At 58.5% G+C, this 22,863-nt stretch carries 18 protein-coding genes and 1 pseudogene; 8 read left to right on the top strand and 11 right to left on the bottom strand.

The annotated features are described in order from the left end of the window. Positions 1 to 87 precede the first annotated feature (87 nt). Together ACYVIT_RS22075 and ACYVIT_RS22070 are read right to left on the bottom strand one after the other, a co-directional pair. Complete coding sequence (locus tag ACYVIT_RS22075) at positions 88 to 705, bottom strand: response regulator transcription factor (RefSeq protein WP_415804614.1); 618 nt, start codon at positions 703 to 705, stop codon at positions 88 to 90. A gap of 20 nt (positions 706 to 725) precedes the next feature. Further along, on the bottom strand, positions 726 to 2,210 hold the full coding sequence (locus ACYVIT_RS22070; RefSeq protein WP_415804613.1) for a sensor histidine kinase: 1,485 nt from the start codon (positions 2,208 to 2,210) through the stop codon (positions 726 to 728). A 110-nt stretch (positions 2,211 to 2,320) separates the two neighbouring features. Here ACYVIT_RS22070 and ACYVIT_RS22065 point away from each other — a divergent pair, with 110 nt between their 5' ends. Beyond that, entirely contained in the window at positions 2,321 to 2,905 is a 585-nt protein-coding gene (locus ACYVIT_RS22065; RefSeq protein WP_415804612.1) for a flavin reductase family protein, read from the top strand. A 5-nt stretch (positions 2,906 to 2,910) separates the two neighbouring features. After that, positions 2,911 to 3,642: a sulfite exporter TauE/SafE family protein gene (locus tag ACYVIT_RS22060; protein WP_415804611.1), complete on the top strand. Its 732-nt coding sequence runs from the start codon at positions 2,911 to 2,913 to the stop codon at positions 3,640 to 3,642. A 96-nt stretch (positions 3,643 to 3,738) separates the two neighbouring features. On the opposite strand, the gene hppD is transcribed toward ACYVIT_RS22060, so the two are convergent. Continuing rightward, positions 3,739 to 4,815 (bottom strand): 4-hydroxyphenylpyruvate dioxygenase, encoded by a 1,077-nt coding sequence (gene hppD / locus ACYVIT_RS22055; protein WP_415804610.1) that lies wholly within the window; start codon positions 4,813 to 4,815, stop codon positions 3,739 to 3,741. Between the two features lie 392 nt (positions 4,816 to 5,207). Here hppD and ACYVIT_RS22050 point away from each other — a divergent pair. Continuing rightward, a pseudogene (locus ACYVIT_RS22050) lies at positions 5,208 to 6,143 on the top strand (Dyp-type peroxidase); the annotation flags it as partial. 83 nt (positions 6,144 to 6,226) lie between these two features. Here ACYVIT_RS22050 and ACYVIT_RS22045 read toward each other — a convergent pair. Together ACYVIT_RS22045 and ACYVIT_RS22040 are read right to left on the bottom strand one after the other, a co-directional pair. Next, positions 6,227 to 7,612 (bottom strand): lyase family protein, encoded by a 1,386-nt coding sequence (locus tag ACYVIT_RS22045; protein WP_415804609.1) that lies wholly within the window; start codon positions 7,610 to 7,612, stop codon positions 6,227 to 6,229. Continuing rightward, positions 7,609 to 8,604, bottom strand: a complete 996-nt coding sequence (locus ACYVIT_RS22040; RefSeq protein ID WP_415804608.1) for a Bug family tripartite tricarboxylate transporter substrate binding protein — start codon at positions 8,602 to 8,604, stop codon at positions 7,609 to 7,611. Before ACYVIT_RS22040 ends, ACYVIT_RS22045 begins: the two co-directional genes overlap by 4 nt. Before the next feature lie 106 nt (positions 8,605 to 8,710). Between ACYVIT_RS22040 and ACYVIT_RS22035 the strand changes: the two genes are divergently transcribed. Further along, on the top strand, positions 8,711 to 9,604 hold the full coding sequence (locus ACYVIT_RS22035; RefSeq protein ID WP_415804607.1) for a LysR family transcriptional regulator: 894 nt from the start codon (positions 8,711 to 8,713) through the stop codon (positions 9,602 to 9,604). Between the two features lie 115 nt (positions 9,605 to 9,719). On the opposite strand, the gene ACYVIT_RS22030 is transcribed toward ACYVIT_RS22035, so the two are convergent. Genes ACYVIT_RS22030 through ACYVIT_RS22020 form a run of 3 tightly spaced genes read right to left on the bottom strand, consistent with a single transcriptional unit; the run spans position 9,720 to position 13,547 of the window. Next, positions 9,720 to 11,030, bottom strand: coding sequence for a c-type cytochrome (locus ACYVIT_RS22030; RefSeq protein WP_415804606.1), 1,311 nt, complete (start codon positions 11,028 to 11,030; stop codon positions 9,720 to 9,722). Between the two features lie 13 nt (positions 11,031 to 11,043). Further along, positions 11,044 to 12,825 (bottom strand): GMC family oxidoreductase, encoded by a 1,782-nt coding sequence (locus tag ACYVIT_RS22025; protein ID WP_415804605.1) that lies wholly within the window; start codon positions 12,823 to 12,825, stop codon positions 11,044 to 11,046. A gap of 5 nt (positions 12,826 to 12,830) precedes the next feature. After that, complete coding sequence (locus tag ACYVIT_RS22020; protein ID WP_415804604.1) at positions 12,831 to 13,547, bottom strand: gluconate 2-dehydrogenase subunit 3 family protein; 717 nt, start codon at positions 13,545 to 13,547, stop codon at positions 12,831 to 12,833. A gap of 509 nt (positions 13,548 to 14,056) precedes the next feature. Between ACYVIT_RS22020 and ACYVIT_RS22015 the strand changes: the two genes are divergently transcribed. The 4 genes from ACYVIT_RS22015 (at position 14,057) to ACYVIT_RS22000 (ending at position 17,185) form a co-directional block, all read left to right on the top strand. Further along, positions 14,057 to 14,734 carry a CsgG/HfaB family protein gene (locus ACYVIT_RS22015; protein ID WP_415804603.1) on the top strand — a complete coding sequence of 226 codons (678 nt, stop codon included), beginning with the start codon at positions 14,057 to 14,059 and terminating at the stop codon, positions 14,732 to 14,734. Between the two features lie 128 nt (positions 14,735 to 14,862). After that, complete coding sequence (locus tag ACYVIT_RS22010) at positions 14,863 to 15,252, top strand: DUF4810 domain-containing protein (protein WP_415804602.1); 390 nt, start codon at positions 14,863 to 14,865, stop codon at positions 15,250 to 15,252. Between the two features lie 2 nt (positions 15,253 to 15,254). Next, on the top strand, positions 15,255 to 15,908 hold the full coding sequence (locus tag ACYVIT_RS22005) for a DUF799 domain-containing protein (protein WP_415804601.1): 654 nt from the start codon (positions 15,255 to 15,257) through the stop codon (positions 15,906 to 15,908). Between the two features lie 143 nt (positions 15,909 to 16,051). Continuing rightward, positions 16,052 to 17,185, top strand: coding sequence for a DUF1615 domain-containing protein (locus tag ACYVIT_RS22000; RefSeq protein ID WP_415804600.1), 1,134 nt, complete (start codon positions 16,052 to 16,054; stop codon positions 17,183 to 17,185). A 56-nt stretch (positions 17,186 to 17,241) separates the two neighbouring features. Here ACYVIT_RS22000 and ACYVIT_RS21995 read toward each other — a convergent pair whose 3' ends face one another. The 3 genes from ACYVIT_RS21995 to uca form a co-directional block, all read right to left on the bottom strand. Continuing rightward, complete coding sequence (locus ACYVIT_RS21995) at positions 17,242 to 18,192, bottom strand: phosphoribosyltransferase (protein ID WP_415804599.1); 951 nt, start codon at positions 18,190 to 18,192, stop codon at positions 17,242 to 17,244. Between the two features lie 143 nt (positions 18,193 to 18,335). Beyond that, positions 18,336 to 19,058 (bottom strand): GntR family transcriptional regulator, encoded by a 723-nt coding sequence (locus ACYVIT_RS21990; RefSeq protein WP_415804833.1) that lies wholly within the window; start codon positions 19,056 to 19,058, stop codon positions 18,336 to 18,338. 1 nt (position 19,059) lies between these two features. Further along, positions 19,060 to 22,812 carry an urea carboxylase gene (gene uca / locus ACYVIT_RS21985; RefSeq protein ID WP_415804598.1) on the bottom strand — a complete coding sequence of 1,251 codons (3,753 nt, stop codon included), beginning with the start codon at positions 22,810 to 22,812 and terminating at the stop codon, positions 19,060 to 19,062. Between the last annotated feature and the right edge of the window lie 51 nt (positions 22,813 to 22,863).

Raw genomic sequence — 22,863 nt, 5'->3', positions numbered from 1 at the left:
GTAGTTACGACAAGGACATTGTATTGAGATACGCTGTGCGCCGATATGCGCACGAACACGCTCCAGTCTCCGTAGCGCTACGGAGACTCAGGCGAGCAAAGCGGCATACTGGCGTATCAATTGCGCCAGAGATTGCGCTTCGAGTTTGGTGAAGACATTCGCTCGATAGGTCTCTACGGTGCGGGGCGACAGGCCCAGTTCGCGCGCGATCTGTTTATTGCTGATCCCTTCGACGACACGCCGCAGGACTTCTTCTTCGCGACCCGATAATGTGCCCAGGCGCTCCGTAGCCTCGAGCGTGGCTGCAAGTTTTTCACGGCTGGCGATGTGCTGACGTACAGCAGCCTGTACCGCATCCAGAAACACATCGTCGTCCACCGGCTTTTGCAGGAATTCGACGGCGCCGGTTTTGAATGCACGCCGGCACAGATCGACGTTGGCATGGCCCGTCAGAATGATAGTCGGCAGATCAGAGTGTGCGACGACTTGTTCGAGCACCTGCAGGCCGCTGATGCTGGGCATACGGATATCGAGGACCAGACAGCCGATTGCGTATTGGTGCCCCTGCGCTAGAAAGGCTTGTGGATCGCCAAACCCTTCGCTGCGCAGCCCGACACTCGAGAGCAGCATCGACAGGCCATCGCGTACGGCCTCGTCATCATCCACGATGTATACGAGCGGTGATTGATTCGAGTAGTCGTCCATGGCGTAGTTGCTAGGCTACCTTAGCAGTGAGCTTCGTGTTTCTGAGGCGAGCCAGAAACGCCCGAATCCTGGCGTTCAGAGTACAGTGGCAGTGACAGTGTCGCACAGACGCCGCCCTCTGCGTGGTTCTCAATATGCAGATGCGCGTCCATGGTGCCGGCCAGGGTCTCGCAAAGTGTCAGGCCGAGTCCCATGCCTTGTGCCCGCGTGGTGTAGAACGGATCGAAGATCTTCGGCAGCTTGTCGGCGGGGATTCCAGGACCGTTGTCGCGCACGATGAATTCGTAGCGTGACTCGTGCACACGACCGCGGATATCCAGCACGCGGGGGCCCGCGTGCGTAGCGAGCGCATCCGCGGCATTCTGTACCAGATTGTGCAGAATCTGCTCCAGCGCGACGCGGTCACCCAGCGCGCGTGCACCCGGGGCGTCGTTGGTCCAGCTGATTCGTATCCCGGCTCGCGCCAGTTCGCTTTCACGTAAGAAACGCAGCGACGCGATCAGGTCATCAGGGCTCAGCGCCGAACGTTGAGCGGGTTCTCCACGCGCCATCAAGGCGCGCAGACGTTCGAGTATCTCGGCTGCCCGACGTGCCTGACCGGCTGTCGCCTGCAGGGCTCGGCGCACCTGAGGCTGCTCGTCGGGATCTTCGAGCAAGCGTTGTGCAGCACCGGTTTGCGCCAGGATAGCCGTCAATGGCTGGTTGAGTTCATGAGCTATTCCCGCCGCCATTTCTCCGAGGGTGTTTAGCCGCCCGATTGCGGCCAAGCGCGACTGCTCCCGTTCACGCAAGGCGTAGGCTCGCGCACGTTGCCACAATGTCCAACCGGCAACCAGCGCGGCGCTGGTCAAGGCCCAGGCCAGCCAGGCCATCCACGGCCAAGACGCCGGCGTTAGAATCTGCAAGGTATGCAAGGTAAACGGCTGGCTCGCTGCACCTAGCGGCTTGCTGCGCTGGAGTACCAGACCCATTGGATGCTGCGGTGACGCTGAACCCAGCAGATCGAGTTGCCCGGAAGGTAACGATAAGCTGACGGCACTGAGCGTAAGAGGGATGTCTTCGCGCCCTAGCAATCTCTGTGCACTGAGCAGGATACTCCAACCCGAGGGGTCGACGAGCCAATAAGAGGTGGCCGCATTTCCCGGTAACACGACGGGGTGATCGACCTGACGGGCTTGTGCCAAGGCGCCCGTCATTCCATTCGGCGACGGGGAACTGCCACGCCATGTGTCCTCGTTTAGCCGTCCGATTGCCTCCAACTGCGGCAACGCCGGTTGCAGGCTGGGGAACAGGCGTTCAGGAGCGGGAGGATGCGATAGCGCGGCCAAGGTCGCGAGCACGGCCTCATGCTGCACGGCCTTTTGGCTGAGCATGCGGTGCACGATGCTCGTATCCTGGACGAACCGATCGCGCTGGCTGGCGTAGTCTTGCAAACCAATGCCGACGACGCCGAAAACGAGGAGCAGCAGCCATATCAGGATTGGCCGCATGAGAGATCGGGGCATAGTGCACAGCATTATGGCACTGGATTGCGGGTCTTACACTCCGTAGTGCTACGGAATGGCGGCGTCTCGACTAAGATGCTGTCCACGCATTCATCAGCAGGAGTCCCGTGATGACCCGTCATATTTCCCCGGTGCCGTTAGCCAAAGCGTCGCGCCTGCTCCATCATGGTCCTACGGTCCTCGTATCGGCCCGCCATGAGGGGGTGAGCAATGTCATGGCGGTAGGCTGGGCATGCGCATTGGATTTTGCCCCGCCCAAACTTACTGTGGTCCTGGACAAGATCACCAAAACGCGCCAGTTGGTCGAGCAAAGCGGGATGTTTGTGGTTCAGGTGCCGACGGTGGCGCAGTTGCGCCTGACTCATGAGGTCGGCAATCGGAGTCTGACCAACGATCCCGACAAACTGGCCGAGATCGGCGTAGAACTGTTTCGTATGGACGGCTATGGCGATTTGCCTTTCGTGCAGAGTTGCTCGGCATGGATGGCGTGCAAGCTCATTGCCGAACCACATAATCAGCAGACCTACGATCTGTTCATCGGCGAGATTGTGGGCGCCTGGGCGGATGAGCGCGTATTCAAGGATGGCCATTGGCATTTTGAATCTGCAGATCCTGCATGGCGCAGTTTGCACTACATCGCGGGCGGGCAGTTCTATGCCACAGGGGAGTCCATGGTCTACGAAGAGGAGTCCTGATCGCTGTGGAGAATTATGTCTACGTGCTGGCCGTTGCGCTGATTGCCGGTGCGTTCAGCGGCGTGGTGGGCACGGGATCGTCTCTCATGCTGTTGCCGGTATTGGTGCAGTCGTATGGACCCAAGGCCGCCATGCCGATCATGGCGATGGCAGCCATCATGGGCAATCTGTCGCGTGTCATGGTCTGGTTCAAGCAGATCGACTGGCGGGCAACGTTCGCCTATGGTCTGCCCGGTATTCCCGCTGCCGCCTTGGGCGCGCATACGCTGTTAGCCCTGCCGGCGTGGGTGATCGACGCGACCCTCGGGTTTTTCTTCTGGTGCATGATCCCGATTCGGCACAAGCTGCGGCAATTGCAGTACCAAATGTCGTTGTTTCAGTTGGGGGTATGCGGTGTCGTCATCGGATTTTTGACAGGACTGGTGCTTTCTACCGGGCCCTTGAGTATCCCGGCATTCACTGCTTACGGGCTTAGCGGCGGGGCATTTCTGGGAACGGATGGCGCCACATCGGTGCTGTTGTATGTCAGCAAAGTCAGCACCTTTTTTGCTCAGGATGCGTTGTCGATGCAGACGGCCCTGCAGGGTTTGTTGGTCGGCGCCGGCATCATGCTCGGCACTTTTGCCAGCAAACCGCTGGTGCTACGACTCTCGTCAAACGTCTTTGCTTTGATGGTCGATATGTTGCTTTTCGTCTCCGGAGCTGCGTTGCTCTACAGTGCGTGGTCGCATGGGTGACACCATGCGACCACGCAGGTGCGTCAGAGGGAAAGGCCCCGGAACGCAGGCTAGTCAAAGGAATGCCGTTGTCTGACGTCCGGGGCATTACTGGTGTCAGTCCGTGGACAACACGCCACGGCGCACTTGGTCCCGTTCAATGGATTCGAACAGCGCTTTGAAGTTGCCTTCGCCGAAACCGCTGTCACCCTTGCGCTGGATGAATTCAAAAAACACCGGGCCCAGCAGCGTCTCGGAGAAAATCTGGAGCAGCAAACGGCGTTCTCCGCCGTCGGATGTCCCATCCAGCAGGATGCCGCGCGATTGCAGCTCGGCGGTGGGTTCGCCGTGCGCAGGTAGACGGCCTTCCAGCATCTCGTAGTACGTCTCGGGCGGTGCGGTCATGAACCGTGTGCCATGAGCTTTCAGTGCGTCCCAGGTCTTGAGCAGATCGTCGGTCAGAAAGGCAACGTGCTGGATGCCCTCTCCGTTGAACTGCATCAAGAATTCTTCGATCTGGCCGGCGCCTTTGGAGGACTCTTCGTTCAGGGGGATGCGGATCATGCCATCGGGCGCCGTCATGGCTTTTGAGGTCAGGCCGGTATATTCGCCCTTGATGTCGAAGTAACGGATCTCGCGGAAATTGAAGAGTTTTTCGTAGAAATCGGCCCAATACGCCATGCGGCCACGATAAACGTTGTGGGTCAGATGGTCGATGATCTTCAGGCCGGCGCCCACAGGGTGGCGGTCTACGCCATCGATGAACACAAAATCGATGTCGTAAATCGACGAGCCTTCTTCGAAACGGTCGATCAAGTAGAGAGGCGCGCCACCAATGCCCTTGATGGCAGGCAGGCGCAGTTCCATGAAACCGGTATGGATCTCGACAGGTTGCGCACCGAGTTCCAGGGCGCGCTTGTGAGCCTCTTGCGCGTTGCGCACGCGAAACGCCAGGCCGCATACAGAGGGGCCGTGCTCGGCTGCGAAGTAGGCCGCGGGGCTGTGAGGCTCGTTATTGACGATGGCGTTGATGTCGCCTTGGCGAAACAGAGAGACTGCTTTGGAACGGTGGTTCGCGACTTTGGTGAACCCCATGCTTTCGAGCACGGGCTCGATGACGTTGGGCGTGGGCGAGGCGAACTCAATGAACTCAAAACCCATGAGTCCCATGGGATTGTCGAAAAGGTCTGCCATTTTCTGGCTCCTGAATGTGCGAATGGTGAATGTGAAGCTTGCGATGCAGCCAATTCACATTGGGGGCGCACAGGGACGGCCCCGCACGCTGCGTGCCAGGTAGTCGCCAATCAGGAGTTGAAAACCCAGAATTTTCATAATGATAGGGTCAGACGGGATTGTCGCAGAGTTTCCTTGTTCGCGAACGGAAGAAACGCTGCTCTTCAAGAGCATGGCATGCGTGATCCCGCGGCGTCAAGCGAACTCACCTGTTCAGGTGTTTACTATCTCGATCTGACTATACTCCACCTGCGTTATCTCTACTATCAGGTAGCGCTTCTGTGCCTTGCCATGTGCCTGATTCGGCTTCAGATCTTTCAGCTCTATTACTTATCTAAGAAAATTTCCAGTCCATGACTAGCAGCAATCCCCAACCTCAAGCCGTTACCTGTCCGCTCACCCGTAGTGCGATTTTCCTTGTTGCGACGCTGGGCGAGGACAGCCAAGCCGACAAGATTCGTGCCTTGTGCGGAAATCTCGCCGCGTTGGTACGTTCCGTAGGCAAGCGTGTCCCAGATGGCAAGCTGTCCTGTGTGCTGGGATTCAGCGCGCATGCCTGGGACACCTTGTTTGGTCATCCGCGTCCAGCACAGCTGCATCCATTTCGTGAGTTTCAGGCCGACAATCGCCATGCGCCCGCGACACCGGGGGATCTGCTGTTTCATATTCGTGCCGAGCAGATGGATTTATGCTTCGAACTGGAGACGCAGATTCTCAATCAGTTAGGCGCTGCGGTGACCGTGGTGGATGAAGTGCAAGGCTTTCGCTATTTCGATATGCGCAGCATGGTGGGCTTTGTGGACGGCACCGAAAATCCGGAAGGGCAGGACGCCGTGGATTTCGCTTTGATCGGCGATGAGGATCCCGAGTTTGCCAATGGCAGCTATGTCCTCGTGCAGAAATACCTGCATGACATGGCGGGCTGGAATGCACTGCCTGTGGAGACTCAGGAACGCATCATCGGGCGCACCAAGCTATCGGATATCGAGTTGGACGACTCGGTCAAGCCCTCGTCGTCTCATAGTTCGCTGACCACGCTGACCGAGAACGGCGAAGAAGTCAAAATCCTGCGCGAAAACATGCCGTTCGGGCGGCCTGGCGCAGGCGAGTTCGGCACTTATTTTATTGGGTATGCCAAGTCGCCAGCCCCTATTGAGCAAATGCTGGAGAACATGATTGTCGGCCGGCCCGCGGGCAATTACGACCGTCTGCTGGACTTCAGCCGCGCGGTCACGGGCGGGTTGTTCTTTGTGCCTTCGGCAGCATTGTTGGAGGAATTGGAAGAGCGGCAAAAATAAAGGAGACGAACGGTCGTCTCCCTTATGACTGAGCCCGTCGTTATTGACGGGGTTGGTATTTGCGCGTGTCGCTGTTACTTCACTGGATATACCAAGTCATCCGTTAACAGTGCCACGCAACACGCAGCCGAAGCCTGTACGGCCCGCGCGGGATCTGTCGCCATAGCCAACGCTTGTGCGGCAGCTTGTGCCTGCTCGGCGCCGTGGTGGCTTTGCACCCAATTTACCAACAGCGTCGACAACGGCAGGTGCTCGTTGAGCGCCTGCGGCGCCAGACGCTCAACGGCTTGTTGTGCAGCGTCGCTTCCAGTGATGGCGGCAAGTGCATCCGAGCAGCCCTCGGAAAACACGACCTCGTACAGTGCGTCTATGTGCGCCTGCATGCGCGAGGTGTGGACTTGCAGTCCCTCTGCACTGTGCCGCAATGCGGCCGCAGCGGCATAGACGTGACGCCATAGCGGTGCCCACGTGGAAAGCTCAGCCTGCCATTCTCCCATGGCCCGTTCATGAGCCTGCGGCATTGCCGAAAGCAGATTCGCAGCGAGGCCTGGCACGGGCTGTGTCTGTGCCACGGCCTGCATGCAATAGACCGCATTGCGTTTATGCGGCATAGCGCTGGAGGTTCTGCCGCGAGGCGCTTCGGTCAACTCTCCGACCTCGAACTGCGACATCAACGACCAGTCTTTCGCGAGCTTTGCCAGGCTGCCTGCGCAGACAGCCGCTTCCATGGCGAGCCGCATCCACGTATCGCGCTGGGTGTGCCAACTATGGCCGCAAGCCGTCAAACCGAGTTCGGCGGCAAGCGCACGTTCTACACGCTGGCCTTGCTCGCCTAACGTAGCGCGATTGCCGACAGCTCCACCTAGTTGCACACACAGCGCGTGCTCGGACAGGGCGCGTAGTTGTTTGATGCTGCGCTGTATGGCACCGGCGGATTGTGCACATTTCAATCCGAAGCTGGTGACCTGAGCAGGTTGCAGCAGGCTGCGCGCCAGAATCGGCGTGTGCGCATGCGTGCGAGCCAAAGTGCACAAGGCAGTATGTAAGCCGGTCAATTCTTGCAGCAGCGCTGCCAACGCCATCTTGGTCAATAGGGCATGTGCCGTGTCGACGGCATCCTGAGTCGTTGTGCCCCAATGCAAATAGGGCAAAGCATCCTTTGCATGCTGCGCCAGGAATGTCCGTAGCGGATCTACCAATCCTATGCCCAGTGCGCCCGTCCGCTGCGCGCGCTCGATAAAGGCTGAGCGCTCCAGTTCGACGTTGGCGCATGCGTGAGAAATGGCCGCTGCCGCGCTGAGGGGAATGAGCCCGCAAGCCGCTTGCGCGTTGGCCAGCCCCGATTCAAAACGTAGCAGCGCATCGAACCATTGTGTATCAGTAAACAGTGCGGCGCCGCCGTTCGGGGTCAGGCTTTCGTCGATCAGGGATGCCATCATGGCAGGCTGACCCGCGGTCATACGGTGGCGCCAGAGGCGGTCACGACTTTGCCCCATTTGCGGCTTTCTTCCTGGATTCTTGCGTTGTATTCCTTTGCATTGCCCAGCAGCGGCTCGGCGCCTTCGACTTCGAGTTTGGATTGGAACCCGGGCTCGGCGGCGACCTTCAGGATTTCCGCTTCCAGCTGGCGTACCGTCTCGGCCGGTATGGTTTTAGGAGCCAATATCCCGTAGGTCAGGGTGCTGTCGAAGTCCTTCAGCGCCGGGACACCCGATTCAGCCATGGTTGGAACATCGGGCAGCAGTGCCATGCGTTTGGTGCTAGTGATGGCCAGGGCGCGTAGCTTTCCCGATTTGATCATGGGCATGGCGGCCGGAATGACGCTGAAGCTGAAGTCCACCAGACCTGCTGCCACGTCCGCAACTGCTGGCGCTGTGCCTTTGTAGGGAACATGCACGGCTTGCGCGCCCAGCGTCTGCAGGAACATTTCGCCAGTCAGATGGCCCCCTGTGCCGTTGCCGCTGGAGGCATAATCCATATCGGAGTCTTTGTTCGACAGCGCCTCGGCCAATTGCGCGACGCTATGAATAGGAGAACTGGCCGGTACCACCAGCAACAGCGCCGAGGAGGCAAACATCGCGACCGGCTGCAAATCGGTCGACGCATTAAACTTCAGGTTCTTGTACAGCGCCGGGTTGATAGAGATCGTGCCGGTGTGGCCGAGCAAAAAGGTATTACTTTGGGCAGACGCACGCACGACCTGCTCGGTACCCACGTTTCCGCCGGCGCCGGGTTTGTTTTCGACGATCACATCGCGTTTGAATGTCTCGGTCAGGCCATGCGCCAACTGGCGCGCCAGTACATCGTTCCCGCCGCCAGGAGAAAAGGGGACAATGATGCGCATGACTGGCGTGTTCTGGGCCCAGGCGGGCGTCAAGGATATGGCCGCCAGCCCCAGCGCCGTTGCCAGCGCGCGGCGGCGAGAGGGGGAACGCAGGATGGGCGAATGCATGGTGTCTCCTGGATTGGAATAATTGGATTCACTGGTATTGTCGCTGTTGCGGGCCATCTGAATACAGTACGTATTGCTTTCATCAATTAAAAGAAAATGCAGGCTCATGGATATCCGTTACCTACATAATTTTCTGAAAGTCGTCGACTTGGGCTCCATGTCCGAAGCGGCTCGTCAGCTGGATGTGAGCCCGGCTGCGATTGCACAACAGATGCGCACGCTTGAACGCGAGCTGGGCGCGTCGCTGCTGGTGCGGCAAGGCCGCAGCGTGCAACCGACTGCTGCCGGGCAACGCCTGCTGGAGCGAGGCCGCATCCTGGTGCAGGATGCCGATGCCTTGCGGGATTGGGTTGCCACCGACGAGGACGAGGGCGAGTTGCGGCTGGGCACGGTCAATACGGCATTACATAGTTTTTTACCGGATATCCTGCAGTCCTTTGCCAAGCATTACCCAGGTGTGCGCATTGCACTGCGCAGCGCGATTACGCCTGCCTTGTATGGGGCGCTGACGCAATTCGAGCTCGACGCGGCCTTGTGTTTGAAGCTGCCTTTTGAGCTGCCCAAGACGGTGTGCTGGGCATCTCTGCGTCAAGAACCGTTGGTTGTGTTGGCGCACGCGCACGATGCACAACGCGATCCGTTGGAATTACTGCGTACCCAGCCGTTGGTGCGTTACGACCGGCAATTGGCGGGGGGAAGTTTGGCTGATCGCTATTTACAGGCCCAACGAATACAGCCGCATGAGCGGGTGGAGCTGAACTCCATCATGGCCATCGCGCTATTGGTGCAACGCGGACTGGGGGTGGGCTTGGTGCCTGATATCGGCCGGGGTCTGGAGGGGCCGGACCTGTGCAAATTGGCCGTGCCGGCGGTATCGGTACCTGAGGACGGGGCGCCGTTGCCCGCGCGTGAGCTGGGGTTGTTATGGCGTCATCAATCCCCACGGGGACATTGGGTGCAGACGCTGTTGCGGTGTGCGCGGGAAGTGATTGAGGCTTGATGCGTTAATTGATTCAGACGATTCTCCAACGATAGTCTTGCCTACTGGTAAGTCATCGCAAAAAAAGCGTGCCGAGATAACCCGGCGCGCTTTATTAGTGCAGCGTCAGCGTGTGTTAACGAACTGGCTGCGGCTTTGCACCCACTTCCTCACGCACCTTGGCCACTTGATCAGCCGTCACAGCAGGCGCTTTATTGCCCCAGCTGGAACGTACAAAGGTGAGCACCGATGCCACTTCTTTGTCGGTCAAGCGCCAATCAAAGGCCGGCATGCCGTACTGCGTTGGCGCAGCTGTCGTACCCGGCAATTGCGCACCTTTGAGCACGATGTGGATCAGGGAGGTTGGATCGTCCGAATTCACGGTCGAGCTCAACGCCAATTGCGGGAAGGTCTGCTCATAGCCTTTGCCGGTCGTGCGGTGGCAGGCTGCGCAGTTGTTCAGGAAGTCCAGCGCGCCTTCGCTGTTGGCTTTGCCTGAACGGAACGCCACTGAGGCCGCTTCGTCATAGGCCAAGGGCTGCGTCGCATCCTTGTTCACCGGCGAGAGCGTCTTCAGGTAGGCCGCAATGGCATTCAGATCCGCATCGTTTAGATGCTGGGTACTGTCGGCTACGACTTGCGACATGCCGCCAAACGTCGCGGAGTGCTGGTTCATGCCCCCCTTGAGAAAGGCCACGATGTCTTCTTTGGACCAACCGCCCAGACCGTCCGTGGCGTCGCCACGCAGGTTCTTGGCCAGCCAGCCCTCGACGACGCCACCTGACAGAAACTCTGTTCCGTCGGCATCAGTGAGCGCTTTTTCCTGCAACGCTACGCCACGCGGCGTGTGACAGGTGCTGCAGTGGCCCAGGCCTTCGACCAGATACTTGCCGCGCAGGACTTCAGCTTGCCCTGCATCGGCAGGAGCCGTTGCAGGTGCAGCGGCAGCCTCGACGGCATCCGGCGAGAACATCCAGCGCCAGATGCCCAGGGGCCAGCGCATGGACAGCGGCCAGACGATGTCGGTGTCTTTGTTGGCTTGGTTGACGGGCTCTACGCCATGCATGAAATAGGCGTAGAGGGCCTTGACATCATCAGGCGAGACTTTTGCGTAGGCGGTGTAAGGCATGGCCGGATACAGTGAGTGGCCATCTTTGGCGACGCCATGGCGCACTGCCTGGTCGAAATCTTCCAGCGTGTACTCGCCGATACCGGTTTCCTTGTCGGGCGTGATGTTGGTGGAGTAGATCATCCCCAACGGCGAGTCGATGCCCAAGCCGCCTGCAAAGGGTTTACCGCCCTGTGCCGTGTGGCAGGCAATACAGTCGCCTGCGCGCGACAGGTATTCACCTTGCTTGATGAGCTGTTGATCCGCTGTATCGGCGGCCCATGCAGAACTGGCTGTCAGCGCGAGCAGGGCGGCGAGGGTGTGTTTAAGTATGTTCATCTTCACCGTCCTCTTATGCCTGCACCAAGGGGCGGCCCTGGTTCTTCATGTACTGTTCGCGGATGGCCTTGAGGGACCAGTAGGCCAGTGCGCCGACCAGGCCGGTGGGGTTGTAGCCCATGTTGTAGGGAAAGGTGCTTGCGCCCATGACGAACAGGTTGGGCACATCCCAGCTTTGCAGATAGCGGTTGAGCACGCTGTCCTGCGGGCTGGTGCCCATGATGGTGCCACCGGTCAAGTGAGTACTTTGATACACGCGCGTATCCCAGTGCGAACCGGGTTTGCGCACGTTGACCACGTACTTCTCCGGATTCATGGCCTTGGCGACCTTTTCGACCTGGCTGCCGACATAGTCGAGCATCTTGTACTCGTTGTCGTGCCAATCGAAGGTCATGCGCAGCAGCGGCAGGCCATGCGAATCTTTGTAGGTCGGGTCCAACGACATATAGGCGTCGCGGTAAGGCATCACCGAACCGGACATGCCGATGTTGAAGGAACGCTGATAGGCATCTGCCATGCCTGCTTTCCAGCCCGAACCCCACGTGGGCGAGCCCGGCAGGGGCGATGCTTGTTTGATGGGGCGTCCGCCGGTGGTGGCTTGGCGGACAACCGCGCCGCCGATAAAACCCAGCGGTGCGTGATCGAATTGATCGGCATTCAGATCATCAAAGGCCCATGCGCTGGCGCCTGCGCCTTCGAATGGGTTGAAGTAATTCCCTTTGGGCATGATGATGCGAACGCCGCCGTTCATTTGATAGGCGAGGTTCTTGCCTACGACGCCTTCGCCCGTTGCAGGGTCGTAAGGGGTACCGATACCCGATAGCAGCATCAATCGCGTGTTGTGCGTCTGGAACGCGCACAGAATGACCAGATCGGCGGGCTGTTCGACTTCGCGGCCTTGTGCATCCACATAGGTGACGCCGGTAGCCATCTTGCCGGATTTGTCTACGTTGACCTTGGTCACATACGCATTCGTGCGCAATTCAAAGTTGGATTTTTTCAGCAGTACCGGCAGGATCGTCGTCTGGGGCGATGCCTTCGAGTACATGAAGCAGCCGTAGTTTTCGCAGAAACCGCAGAAATTACAAGGCCCCAGGCGCACGCCGTACGGGTTGGTATAGGGACCGGACGCGTTGGAGGCAGGGGCAGCAAAGGGATGGTAACCGACGTCGCGTGCGGCTTTTTCAAAAAGCGATTGCGCGTAGGTCTGCTGCAGCGGCGGCAGCGGGAATTCATCCGTGCGCGGGCCTTCCAGCGGATTGCCGCTCTCCTGAATTTTGCCGTTGATGTTGCCGGCCTTGCCCGAGGTGCCGCAGACCTTTTCGAAGAAGTCGTAGTGTGGCTCCAGGTCGTCGTACGTGACGCCGTGGTCTTGCAGCGTCATGTCTTTCGGGATGAAGTCTTTACCGTAGCGTTCTTCGGTGCGCGTGCGCAGAACGAGCTCTTCCGGCAGGTTGCGGTAGTGCATACCGTTCCAGTGGAAACCTGCGCCGCCCACGCCATTGCCCAACAGGAACGAGCCGTGTTGACGATAGGGCACTGCGGTTTCGCCCAGACTGTGGCGGACCGTCACAGTCTCCTTGGACAGATCCTGGAATAGCTTGCCGCGTACTGAATACGCCAGTTCGTCCAGGACTTTTGGATACTCTGCGTCGTTGGGCGTGTCCTGCATGGGGCCGCGTTCCAACGCCAGCACTTTCAAACCGTCATTAGTGAGCTCTTGGCCCATGATGGCGCCTGTCCAGCCGAAACCGACCAACACCACGTCTACTTTTTCTTTCTTGATTGATGCCATGGTGCTCAAGCCTTTTCGCCAGAGATAGAAACAGGGCCGTACGGATACTTCACATTGCCCTGGGCAGGCCAGTCCATGAATTCACCGCGTGCACCGGGGAAACCGATCATCTTCCAGCCCACCATGCCCTTGTTGCCGCCATATTGCGGATCGGCGAAAAAGCCTTCTTTGGTGTTGGCCCACAAGAAGCTGAAGAACGTCTTGGCCGGGACTTTTTCAAACTTGATCTTGCCGGTTTCCAGGTCCTTGAGGACTTGTTCCTGTGTGCTCTTGTCCAGGCCGGCGTAGGCTTTGCCGAATTGTTTTTGGCAATACTCATTACAGGATGCGATGCCGTGGCGGTACATGTCGCGCGGCGGCACATTCAGCTGGTAGCCGTAAGTGGGGTCCACATCGGGATGAAACGGACCTTGCATGTACCAGAGTTTGCCGTGACCGAAGGGAGTTTCCATCTGTCGGTCGATGAATTCGGGGACTCCCGCAGCAATAGCGCCGGGACCGAGATCATCTGCCGGGATCAGGTGATCGACTGCGGCGTTGATGAATGCCCACTCGTCTTGAGTGAAATAGGTAGGGCTGTATGCTTTTTTCGCCGAGCCGCTTTCGGCTTCGCTGGCCTGCGCCGTTTGCGTGACGGCGACAGTGGTGGCCAAGGTGGATGCGGGAACAAGCGCGATAGCCTGCTGCAGGAAACGTCTGCGAGGCCGGATTTCTTCTGTCATTGGGACTCTCCGAGGTTTACATCTGCTGTCTCGATCAGGCGGAGAACATGCATTCTTGAAAACACGGCTACGAGCTTGAGACAGCATCAGCGATGGCAGATGACCATTCCTCTGTTTGGTAGTAGAGGACACTGATCTTTGCATTATGCGCCCTCAGTGCAACTTTAAATTGCAATCCTGAGTCGATAACTCGGATTTCAGGACTTCGTAAAGTTATCTCTGTAAATTCAGAGAAACCCGATATTGTTTGGCGTTTTTTTAACCGCGATTCTTCTGCGCGGTGAGCGTTTCCACTTCTATATATATGGCCACACACGTGGCTCGAAATTCAATAACGAATGACGTGGAACTATAGTCGGCGCTTCGTCACCTATACGGACATTAATCACAACGGCCACATTTTCGATAGACACGTGCATTGAGGCGATACGCGTCAATGCATGATGGTGTGCTATCGGAATGTGCAATGCATCGGGTCGCATGCGTGCTCGGGCATCACAAGGAAAAAAATGTTCCGTAAGATCAGATTCATCAGCATTGCTGCGTTCGCTTCCGTCTTGGCCGCCGGTTGTGCGACTGAGCGTTCACAAGCTGTCGTCGTCCCAACGGTCACTTCTGCCGGAACCCCATATCAGGGCGTGCGCAATCCGATCTCGGTCGGCAAATTCGATAATCGCAGCGATTATTTGCGTGGTGTGTTTTCGGATGGCGTGGATCGTCTCGGCGGTCAGGCCAAGACGATTTTGATCAGTCATTTGCAGCAGACGGGACGGTTCCAGGTGATGGATCGCGAAAATCTCAGCGAAATCACACAAGAGGCCGCGTTCAACAAGCAAGCGAACCGTATCAAGGGTGCGCGTTATGTGGTCACTGGCGATGTGACTGCATTTGGCCGGAAGGTGATCGGCGATCATCAGTTCTTTGGCATCCTCGGGCGTGGTAAAGAGCAGGTGGCCTATGCCAAAGTCGATCTCAATGTGGTGGATGTCACGACATCGGAGGTCGTCTATTCCGCCGCCGGCGCAGGCGAGTATCGCTTGTCGAATCGCGAAATCATCGGCTTTGGCGGCACCGCCGGCTACGACTCCACCCTCAACGGAAAAGTCCTCGATCTGGCCATACGAGAGGCCGTCAACAAACTCGTGTCCGGCATTGAGCAAGGGGCGTGGCAGCCCTCTAAACACTGATCGTCGAGGCAATCATGCTGAATCAATTGAGCAGGGTTTGGTGTCACGCCCCGGGATCGGTACGTCTATTGCAGATAAGCGTTCGCCTCTCGGCTGCCTGTGTAGCGGCTGGGGTGTTGGCGGCATGTGTGCAAGCTCCCAAGCACATGTACAACTGGAAAAGCTATCAGCCCGCCGTGTACGCCTATCTGAATGATGACGGCGTGGACTACGCTGCCCAGGCCCAAGATATGGAGCTGAACGTCGAGACGGCTCGCTCATCGAATACGGCGTTGCCTCCGGGCTTCCGTGCTCACCTGGGCTTGCTGTATCTAAAACTCGGTGAGGACAGCAAGGCGGTGGAACAGCTCCAAGGAGAAAAACTTGCGTTTCCTGAGTCGACCTCGTTTATGGATTTTCTGATGAAGAACCTGTCACCGGCCTCGGCAGTGCCACAGACGGATGAGTCCGGGTCAAACGACACAGACCCGAACGGCGGAACGTCAGAACTGAAAAACCTCAAAAAAGAAGGAGCCTGACGATGATGACAGGTCTATTGCGCGGGCTTGCCTGCGGGATGGCTTTGATGCTTTCGGCTTGTGCCGCGCCACAGAGCAATGTGGACTACGCGGCATTTCGCGAAAGCAAGCCAGCGTCGATCCTGGTTTTGCCCGTGCTGAATATGTCAGTCGAACCTGCCGCATCTGCTGCCGTGTTGGCACAGGCGACGTTTCCACTGGCAGAGTCTGGTTATTACGTGGTGCCCGTCGCCGTGATGGAGGAAACGTTCAGACAGAATGGCGTGGCTACTGCCGACGATATACACGGGTTACCGGCGGACAAGCTCAGGGATATATTCGGCGCCGACGCCGCGTTGTATATGACAGTCAAGCAATATGGATCCAGCTACCAGGTGTTGGCCAGCACGACCACTGTCGAATTGGACGCAACGTTGATTGATTTGCGTAGCGGGACAAAATTGTGGCAGGGGTCCAGGACGCTCGTGCACAGCAATAACAATAGCGGTGGCGGAATAATCGGCATGTTGGTACAGGCCGTCGTCGATCAGGTCGTCAACACACTATCCGATCGCAGCTATGACGTTGCCGGGATGGCAGACAATCAACTGCTTAGTGCAGGCCAACCCGGTGGCATGCTGTATGGTCCCCGATCGCCACATTATGAGATGCAATAAAAGCAATGTCATCGAACGGCGATGAGTACAGTGCCGGGGGGCTCGGACTGATTTCCAGCCGTTCTGCTGAATAGGAGCGATGTCAGCGTAATATTCCGATTGGATACATCTACCCAGTCCCTTTCGGATGGATTGCTACTGATATGCACCGTTTTTCGTTCGTGCTCGAAGCCAGGCGCTGGCGTGGCCTGATGCGTGTTTTTTTTGGAGCCGCCCTGCTGATCTCTGCGGCAGGATGCGCCACTCAAGGCTTTAAATCCACTCCGCGCAGTACCAGTGACGTAAATGCTGATCTTCTGCGGATGCTGCCGACTCAACTATCTGACCGCGCAGGTTGGGCGCGGGATATCGCCGTTTCCTTTACTGCGCAAGGGCTGGATTCGAGCCCGGAGAATCTGTGCGCCGTTGTGGCAGTGACGGCGCAGGAATCGACATTTCAGGCTGATCCCGCGGTGCCAGACCTGCCTAATATCGCCAAGCGGGAAATCGAGCGCCGCACCCAAGCCATGCATCTGCCCGATTTTCTGGTCAACGCGGCATTAGGGCTGAAATCCCCAACAGGAAAAACGTACAAACAGCGCCTCGATACGGTACGCACTGAAAAACAACTGAGCGAAATCTTTGATGATTTCATAGGCATGGTTCCGATGGGGCGCCAATTGTTTGGCGGCCTGAATCCTGTACACACGGGCGGGCCCATGCAGGTGAGTATCGAATTTGCACAGACGCACGCGCAGGACTACCCCTACACCGTTGAGCACTCAATTCGAAACGAGGTATTTACTCGGCGGGGCGGAATGTACTTCGGGATTGCGCATTTGTTAGGATATCCCGCGCATTACGACTCGGTGCTGTATCGCTTTGCCGATTTCAATGCGGGCTGGTATGCCAGTCGAAACGCGGCTTTTCAGGCAGCGGTGGGCCGCTTGTCAGGTATCGACCTGGCGTTGGATGGCGATCTGTTGATACACGGCGCGATCGATCCTGGTCAAACCGAGCGCGCGGTACGCGCGATCAGACGCCAATTGGATATTAACGAAACTCGGATTCGCCCTGAACTCGAAAAGGGAGACACCCTCGAGTTCGAGGAAACCGATCTCTACGAACGGGTATTCGAGTTGGCGGACCGGGATGCTGGGAAACCGTTGCCACGCGCGGTGTTGCCCGGCATCAAATTGGAAAGCCCCAAGATCACTCGAAACTTGACCACCGCCTGGTTCGCCAATCGTGTTTACGACCGTTGGAAGCAATGCATGTCCCGCGCCGGGCGTTCATAGCAGAAGCGTTCAGCTATCGCGCTGCGACCATCGTTTGCCCCGGCGGCAGTTGGCCATCATGCGGCCGCAGGCGCAATCGCGAGCGGGCTCAGTTCATCGGCCTGGCTGGCATAAATGGATAGCGCGGTCTGGCCGTTCCACCAATATACGCGCGCTACGGGAACGAGGCGCGCGATCTCTACAGCCTGGGCAAGCTCGCTTTCGATGTAGTGTGTGTGATAGCCCGCCATGAGCGCCTGGGCCTTGTGCTGTGCGGTCTGTTCGGGGCGATATCGGGTCTCGTCACGCATGGCGAGCGGGCCATGAAAACCATGGCGATCCAGCCATCCTTGGGTACGTGCGCGGTCTTTTTCGGGGCGCCCCGTGATGATCGGGAGGTGGCGTAAATCCCGCCCCGGCAGGATCGCGCTGGGCGCGAGTGCGTCGCGCTGCGATAGTGCGCCTGCGAGATCGGATTCGTATACATGAGCGGGAACGTCTGGCAACAGGATGCCATCGAGATCGATAGCCCAGGACGCATAAGCATCGGCGGCCCGATCAGGCAGGTTTCCAGTGGCGCCATACGCGGGCGTGATGGATTCGCGTTCCCAGGGAAACCACGCGCGAAAACCGTCGGGGATCTTGAAACCGAAATCGGGCCGTATCCGCGATTGCTCGTCGTGAGCGAGCGTGAAGACATGCAATTGGTATCCGGCGCTCGACAGAAAATCGATACTGTCCGACAGTGTGGTGCCACGTCCGGCGATGTCTTCGATCAGCAGCACATGAGCGCCGGCGGGTGGAGTCTGCGACGTGAACCAGGAAACGTCGCGCGTTCGGCGATCGTATGAGAGCGCGTACATGGGCAGATCCAATGCGGTGCTGGCCACGAGTGCGGGCGCCAAGCCACCTCGTGCGATCGCCACGATCGCGTCGAAGGCCATGTTGCGCCATTGCGGGATATACGCAGCGACAGCCTGTTCGACACGGGCATAGTCGTAGGGGAACACGGCGGGGGAAGTAGACATGGCAGATCAGGTGACAAAGGAGCGCTTGGAAATTTTGCCACAAACCTGAATGGGGAGGGTATGCTGCGCCGCTGCGCCATACCGGCGAGGTGTGTGGTTACACATGCCGCGCAGGGATACCATGCAACCGGTATCCTGCCACCTCAAATCAACGCTTGGCGAGCTGCCTGGAGGCGGTGCAGCGTGATTTTCCGAACCTCGGCTTTGCTGATCTCGATATGGGATTTCAGCATGCGTATGGCTTCGTCGGTTCTGCGCGCGAGGATGGCGCGAAGAATGGCGCCGTGTTCCTGATAAGTCGCGTCGACGCGATAGTCCTTGGTGAAATCCAGTTGGCGAATGATGCGGATTTTTTCGGTGACGTCGCGGTGGATATTGGCCATCTCCGGATTGCCGGCCGCGGCAACCAAAGAACAATGAAAGGCTTCGTCCCGTTCGGCGACCTGCTTGCCGTTACGCAAGCGCTCATCGGGCGGCACCAGCCAGAATTGCTTGAGCGCGGAGAGTTCGCCGTTGCTGCCCATGTCCTGCAGACCGCACAGACGCGTGACAGCGGCTTGCTCAAGCACGATGCGCACATCGTACAGCGCTTCGAAGCGCTCGAAATCAAACGGATGTACGCGCCAGCCGCTGCGTTGGCGCAGCAGGACGAAGCCTTCGCGTTCGAGCCGATAAAGCGCTTGCCGCACGGGGGTCCGGCTGACGCCGAGACGTGCAACCAGATCACTTTCCGTGAATTCATCCCCGGGCAAAAGACGGAACTCGAAGATATCGCGCTTGATGAGTTCGTAGGCTTGCCCGGCGAGTGTGATGCCGGAAGGGTTGCCAGCAGCGGCATGGGAAAGCGTGGTCAGGCTCAGTCGCATATCAGGGGGCCACATACTGGATTTCGCCGTCGACGGTATTGCCGTCTTCTGCCGCGATGGCTGGGACGGCTTCGGTATCAATGACCAGCAGCATATCGCCGCTATTGACGGGCTTGCCTTGTGTGCAACGTATGGCGGTGACCGTGCCGTTGAACGCCGCCTTGATCGATAGCTCCATTTTCATGGCCTCGACGATGACGAGTGTGTCACCGGCCTCTACGTATTGACCCACACTGACGGGGATTTTCCACACGTTGCCGCACAGATCGGCCGAGACGGCGCGTTCGGTATCAGACAGCGCCAGAGCGGCGTCGTCCGTGACCTCGTGTTCGACGGTGATGGACTCTTCTGCTTGCCAGAGTGCGACTTCAGATTCAAATGCTGCCTGCTGTGTCGCTTTAAAGGCCTTGATGTCGGCCGCATGTTCAGCCAGAAAGCGCTGATGTGCGGCGAAATCGAAATCCTCTTCCTCGATGCGCAGTGTGGCGCGGCCCTCGCGGAAGTCCTCGCGTAGCACGGTTAGCTCGTCCTCGGAAACCGGATAAAAGCGCACTTGATCGAAGAATCGCAACAACCACGGCTCACCATTCTGGAATACGGGGTTTTTCAGGAATTTGTTCCAGATAGGTAGTGTGCGACCGACGAGTTGATAACCACCGGGGGAATCCATGCCGTAGATGCACATGTACACGCCACCGATGCCTACGGTGCCTTCGGCGGTAAAGGTGCGGGCCGGGTTGTATTTCGAAGTCAATAGACGGTGCCGCGGATCGATGGGCACTGCGCAGGGGGCGCCCAAGTAGACATCGCCCAAGCCCAGGATGAGGTAGCTGGCGTCGAAGACTATACGGCGTACGTCCTCGCGTGAGTCCAGCCCGTTGATACGTTGAATGAAGTCCACATTGTTTGGCAGCCACGGTGCATTGGCGCGTACCGTTTCTTGATAGCGCTGCACGGCGCCCAAGGTGGCGCTGTCCTCGAAGGCCATCGGCAGATAGACCACACGTGTCGGGATCTTCAGGGTAGAGACATCGGGCAGCGTGTCTTCGATCCGCAGCAGCCGCTCGATCAATGCCTGTTGGCTGATCAGGTGGCTGTCGTACCGGATTTGCAGCGAGCGCACGCCGGGCGAAAACTCCAGGATCCCTGTAACGGGGGTTTCGGTGAGAGCCTGCATCAACAGGTGCACGCGCATGCGCAGCGCCAGATCCAGAATGTTGTCGCCGTATTCCAGCAACAGATAGCTGTCGCCGGCTTGCCGATAAGTGATGAGCGGCCGGGAGTCGTTGGCGGGCAACCGAACCAGAATGGGCGACGAATCGCCTGGCAAATCTGGTGATGACGAGGATGTCAAAGCCGTCGTCATTGGGTGCGCTGCCGATGGCGATGCCGATTGACGGCTCTCGCTAATGAGTGGGGCGGCGGGTGTGCTGGCTGCCAACGTTGCGATCGCAGTCTCTTGCTGCGCCTGTAACGCCAGAGCATCCTCGATCGTCAATGGGGTGAAGCGAATGCGATCACCCGGGCGGACTTGACCGACCTTCCATAGCTCGGCTTTGGCAATGGTGACAGGACACACGAATCCTCCGAGGCTGGGGCCATCGCGGGTCAGAATGACAGGACTGTCTCCGGTGAAGTTGACGCTGCCAATCGCGTATTCACAATCGTGAATGTTGGAGGGGTGCAGGCCGGCTTCGCCCCCGTCTTGCCGGGTCCAAGCGGGCTTTGGGCCGAGCAGGCGTACGCCGAGTCGATTGGAGTTGTAGTGCACCTCCCAATCGGCGGCAAAGAGTTCCGTTATGGATTCTGGGGTAAAGAAATCCGGGGCGCCATGTGGTCCGAGCAGTACACCGATTTGCCATTGCGAGGGATAGTCAGGGATCAGCGCCGGATCAAGCGCAGACGGCGTTGCGTTGGGCGCTGGCGTCAGGCTGGCAGGCAGTTCCGGCTGGGCTATGGGCAACATGTCTCCCACGCGCAGGCAACGGCCCGCGTGACCGCCAAACTGGCCTAGCGCAAAGGTGGAGCGGCTGCCCAGATAGGAAGGCACGTCCAAACCATTGCGGACGGCCAGATAGCTGCGGCAACCAGAAAGCGCGCGGCCCGTGACGAGGACCTGGCCCGCGCGTACATGCAGCGGTTGCCACATGGCGGCAGGCTGATCATCCAGCCATGCATCCATCTTTGCGCCGGTCAGCGCGATGACCGCATCGGTGTGAAATTTCAGACTGGGGCCGATCAGCGTGCATTCCAGGCCCGCCGCCTCGGGAGCGTTACCGACGATGCGGTTGGCCAACTGGAATGCGTAGTCGTCCATCGGGCCGGAGGGGGGTACACCTATATTCCAGTAACCCATCCGTCCAGGATAGTCCTGGACGCTGGTATAGGTGCCGGCTTCCAGGATCTCGATGGCGGCGGGTTGAAAATCAAAGTTATCTAAGAATCGCGTGGAGAGCGCACCCGTTTCAAAACGGGGGTCTGCCGCGATTTGACGCAGAAACTCCAGGTTCGTGGCGATGCCATGCAATTGCGTATTCGCAAGCGCATCGCGCAGTTTTCCGAGTGCCTCGATGCGATTGGCGCCATGCACGATCAGCTTGGCCAGCATGGGATCATAGAAAGACGCGACCTCTGTACCCGTTTCCACCCAGCCATCCACGCGCGCCCCATCCGGAAATGAGACATGCGTCAGTACTCCCGGCGACGGTTGGAAATCACGAACGGGATCCTCGGCGTAGAGGCGGACCTCGATCGCGGCGCCTGAGGGCGGGCGTTGCAAGGCCACCCAATCCAACGTATCTCCTGCCGCGACGCGCAGCATGCATTCGATCAGGTCCAGGCCCGTGACGGCCTCGGTGACCGGATGTTCGACCTGCAGGCGAGTGTTGACCTCCAGAAAGTAGAACGCATCACGGGCACTGTCGTAAATGAATTCGACCGTACCGGCGGAACGATAGGACACTGATTCGCCCAGCATGACGGCTGCACGCAACAAGGCCTCTCGCGTGGCCGAGGGCAGACCTGGCGCAGGTGTTTCTTCGATGACCTTTTGGTTGCGGCGTTGGATGGAGCAATCACGCTCGCCGAGGGCTACGACCCTGCCAAGACCATCCCCGAAGATCTGGACTTCGATGTGGCGTGCCTGGTCGACATAGCGTTCCAGAAAGGCGCCGCTATCGCGAAAAAAAGTCTGCCCCTGATGCTGTACCGCGCTATAGGCGGTGGCCAATTCGTCGGCGTTGGCGCAACGTGACAGGCCGATGCCGCCACCGCCGGCGGTGCTCTTCAGCATGACGGGATAACCGATATCCTCTGCTTTGGCCAAGGCTTCGGTGACATCACTCAGCAGCCCCGTGCCTGGTGTCATGGGGACGCGGGCGGCCGCGGCGAGTTCGCGCGCGCGGTGTTTCAATCCGAACTCGCGCAATTGTGTTGCCGTCGGGCCGATGAATGCGATGCCGGCGGTGTCGCACGCCTCAGCGAACTCTGCGCTCTCGGAAAGGAACCCATAGCCCGGAAAGATGGCTTGTGCACCGGTGGTTTGCGCTGCCTCCAGAATACGGTCGATACGCAGATAACTATCGGAGGCCTTATCCCCGCCTAGTGCGATGGCGACATCGGCATCGCGGACATGGGCAGCATTGCGATCCGCGTCAGAGTAAACGGCAACGCTTTTGATGCCCAAACGCTTCAGTGTGCGGATGGCCCGTACGGCGATCTCGCCGCGGTTAGCAATGAGTACAGTATGGAACATATTGGTTTTTCCCCTTGGAGTACTGCTGAGCGATGGGCCTTCGCACCCGTC

The sequence above is a fragment of the Bordetella muralis genome (genome assembly GCF_054781015.1).
Note: the sequence above shows the minus strand (reverse complement) of the source record. Positions and strands in the feature narration are given on the sequence as shown.

Excerpts from the sequence above, each read along its gene's own strand:
- ACYVIT_RS22075 (WP_415804614.1), bottom strand. The coding sequence starts at position 705 with ATGGACGACTACTCGAATCAATCACCGCTCGTATACATCGTGGATGAT.
- ACYVIT_RS22070 (WP_415804613.1), bottom strand. The coding sequence starts at position 2,210 with ATGCCCCGATCTCTCATGCGGCCAATCCTGATATGGCTGCTGCTCCTC.
- ACYVIT_RS22065 (WP_415804612.1), top strand. The coding sequence starts at position 2,321 with ATGACCCGTCATATTTCCCCGGTGCCGTTAGCCAAAGCGTCGCGCCTG.
- hppD (WP_415804610.1), bottom strand. The coding sequence starts at position 4,815 with ATGGCAGACCTTTTCGACAATCCCATGGGACTCATGGGTTTTGAGTTC.
- ACYVIT_RS22045 (WP_415804609.1), bottom strand. The coding sequence starts at position 7,612 with ATGACCGCGGGTCAGCCTGCCATGATGGCATCCCTGATCGACGAAAGC.
- ACYVIT_RS22040 (WP_415804608.1), bottom strand. The coding sequence starts at position 8,604 with ATGCATTCGCCCATCCTGCGTTCCCCCTCTCGCCGCCGCGCGCTGGCA.
- ACYVIT_RS22035 (WP_415804607.1), top strand. The coding sequence starts at position 8,711 with ATGGATATCCGTTACCTACATAATTTTCTGAAAGTCGTCGACTTGGGC.
- ACYVIT_RS22030 (WP_415804606.1), bottom strand. The coding sequence starts at position 11,030 with ATGAACATACTTAAACACACCCTCGCCGCCCTGCTCGCGCTGACAGCC.
- ACYVIT_RS22025 (WP_415804605.1), bottom strand. The coding sequence starts at position 12,825 with ATGGCATCAATCAAGAAAGAAAAAGTAGACGTGGTGTTGGTCGGTTTC.
- ACYVIT_RS22020 (WP_415804604.1), bottom strand. The coding sequence starts at position 13,547 with ATGACAGAAGAAATCCGGCCTCGCAGACGTTTCCTGCAGCAGGCTATC.
- ACYVIT_RS22015 (WP_415804603.1), top strand. The coding sequence starts at position 14,057 with ATGTTCCGTAAGATCAGATTCATCAGCATTGCTGCGTTCGCTTCCGTC.
- ACYVIT_RS22005 (WP_415804601.1), top strand. The coding sequence starts at position 15,255 with ATGATGACAGGTCTATTGCGCGGGCTTGCCTGCGGGATGGCTTTGATG.
- ACYVIT_RS22000 (WP_415804600.1), top strand. The coding sequence starts at position 16,052 with ATGCACCGTTTTTCGTTCGTGCTCGAAGCCAGGCGCTGGCGTGGCCTG.
- ACYVIT_RS21995 (WP_415804599.1), bottom strand. The coding sequence starts at position 18,192 with ATGTCTACTTCCCCCGCCGTGTTCCCCTACGACTATGCCCGTGTCGAA.
- ACYVIT_RS21990 (WP_415804833.1), bottom strand. The coding sequence starts at position 19,058 with ATGCGACTGAGCCTGACCACGCTTTCCCATGCCGCTGCTGGCAACCCT.
- uca (WP_415804598.1), bottom strand. The coding sequence starts at position 22,812 with ATGTTCCATACTGTACTCATTGCTAACCGCGGCGAGATCGCCGTACGG.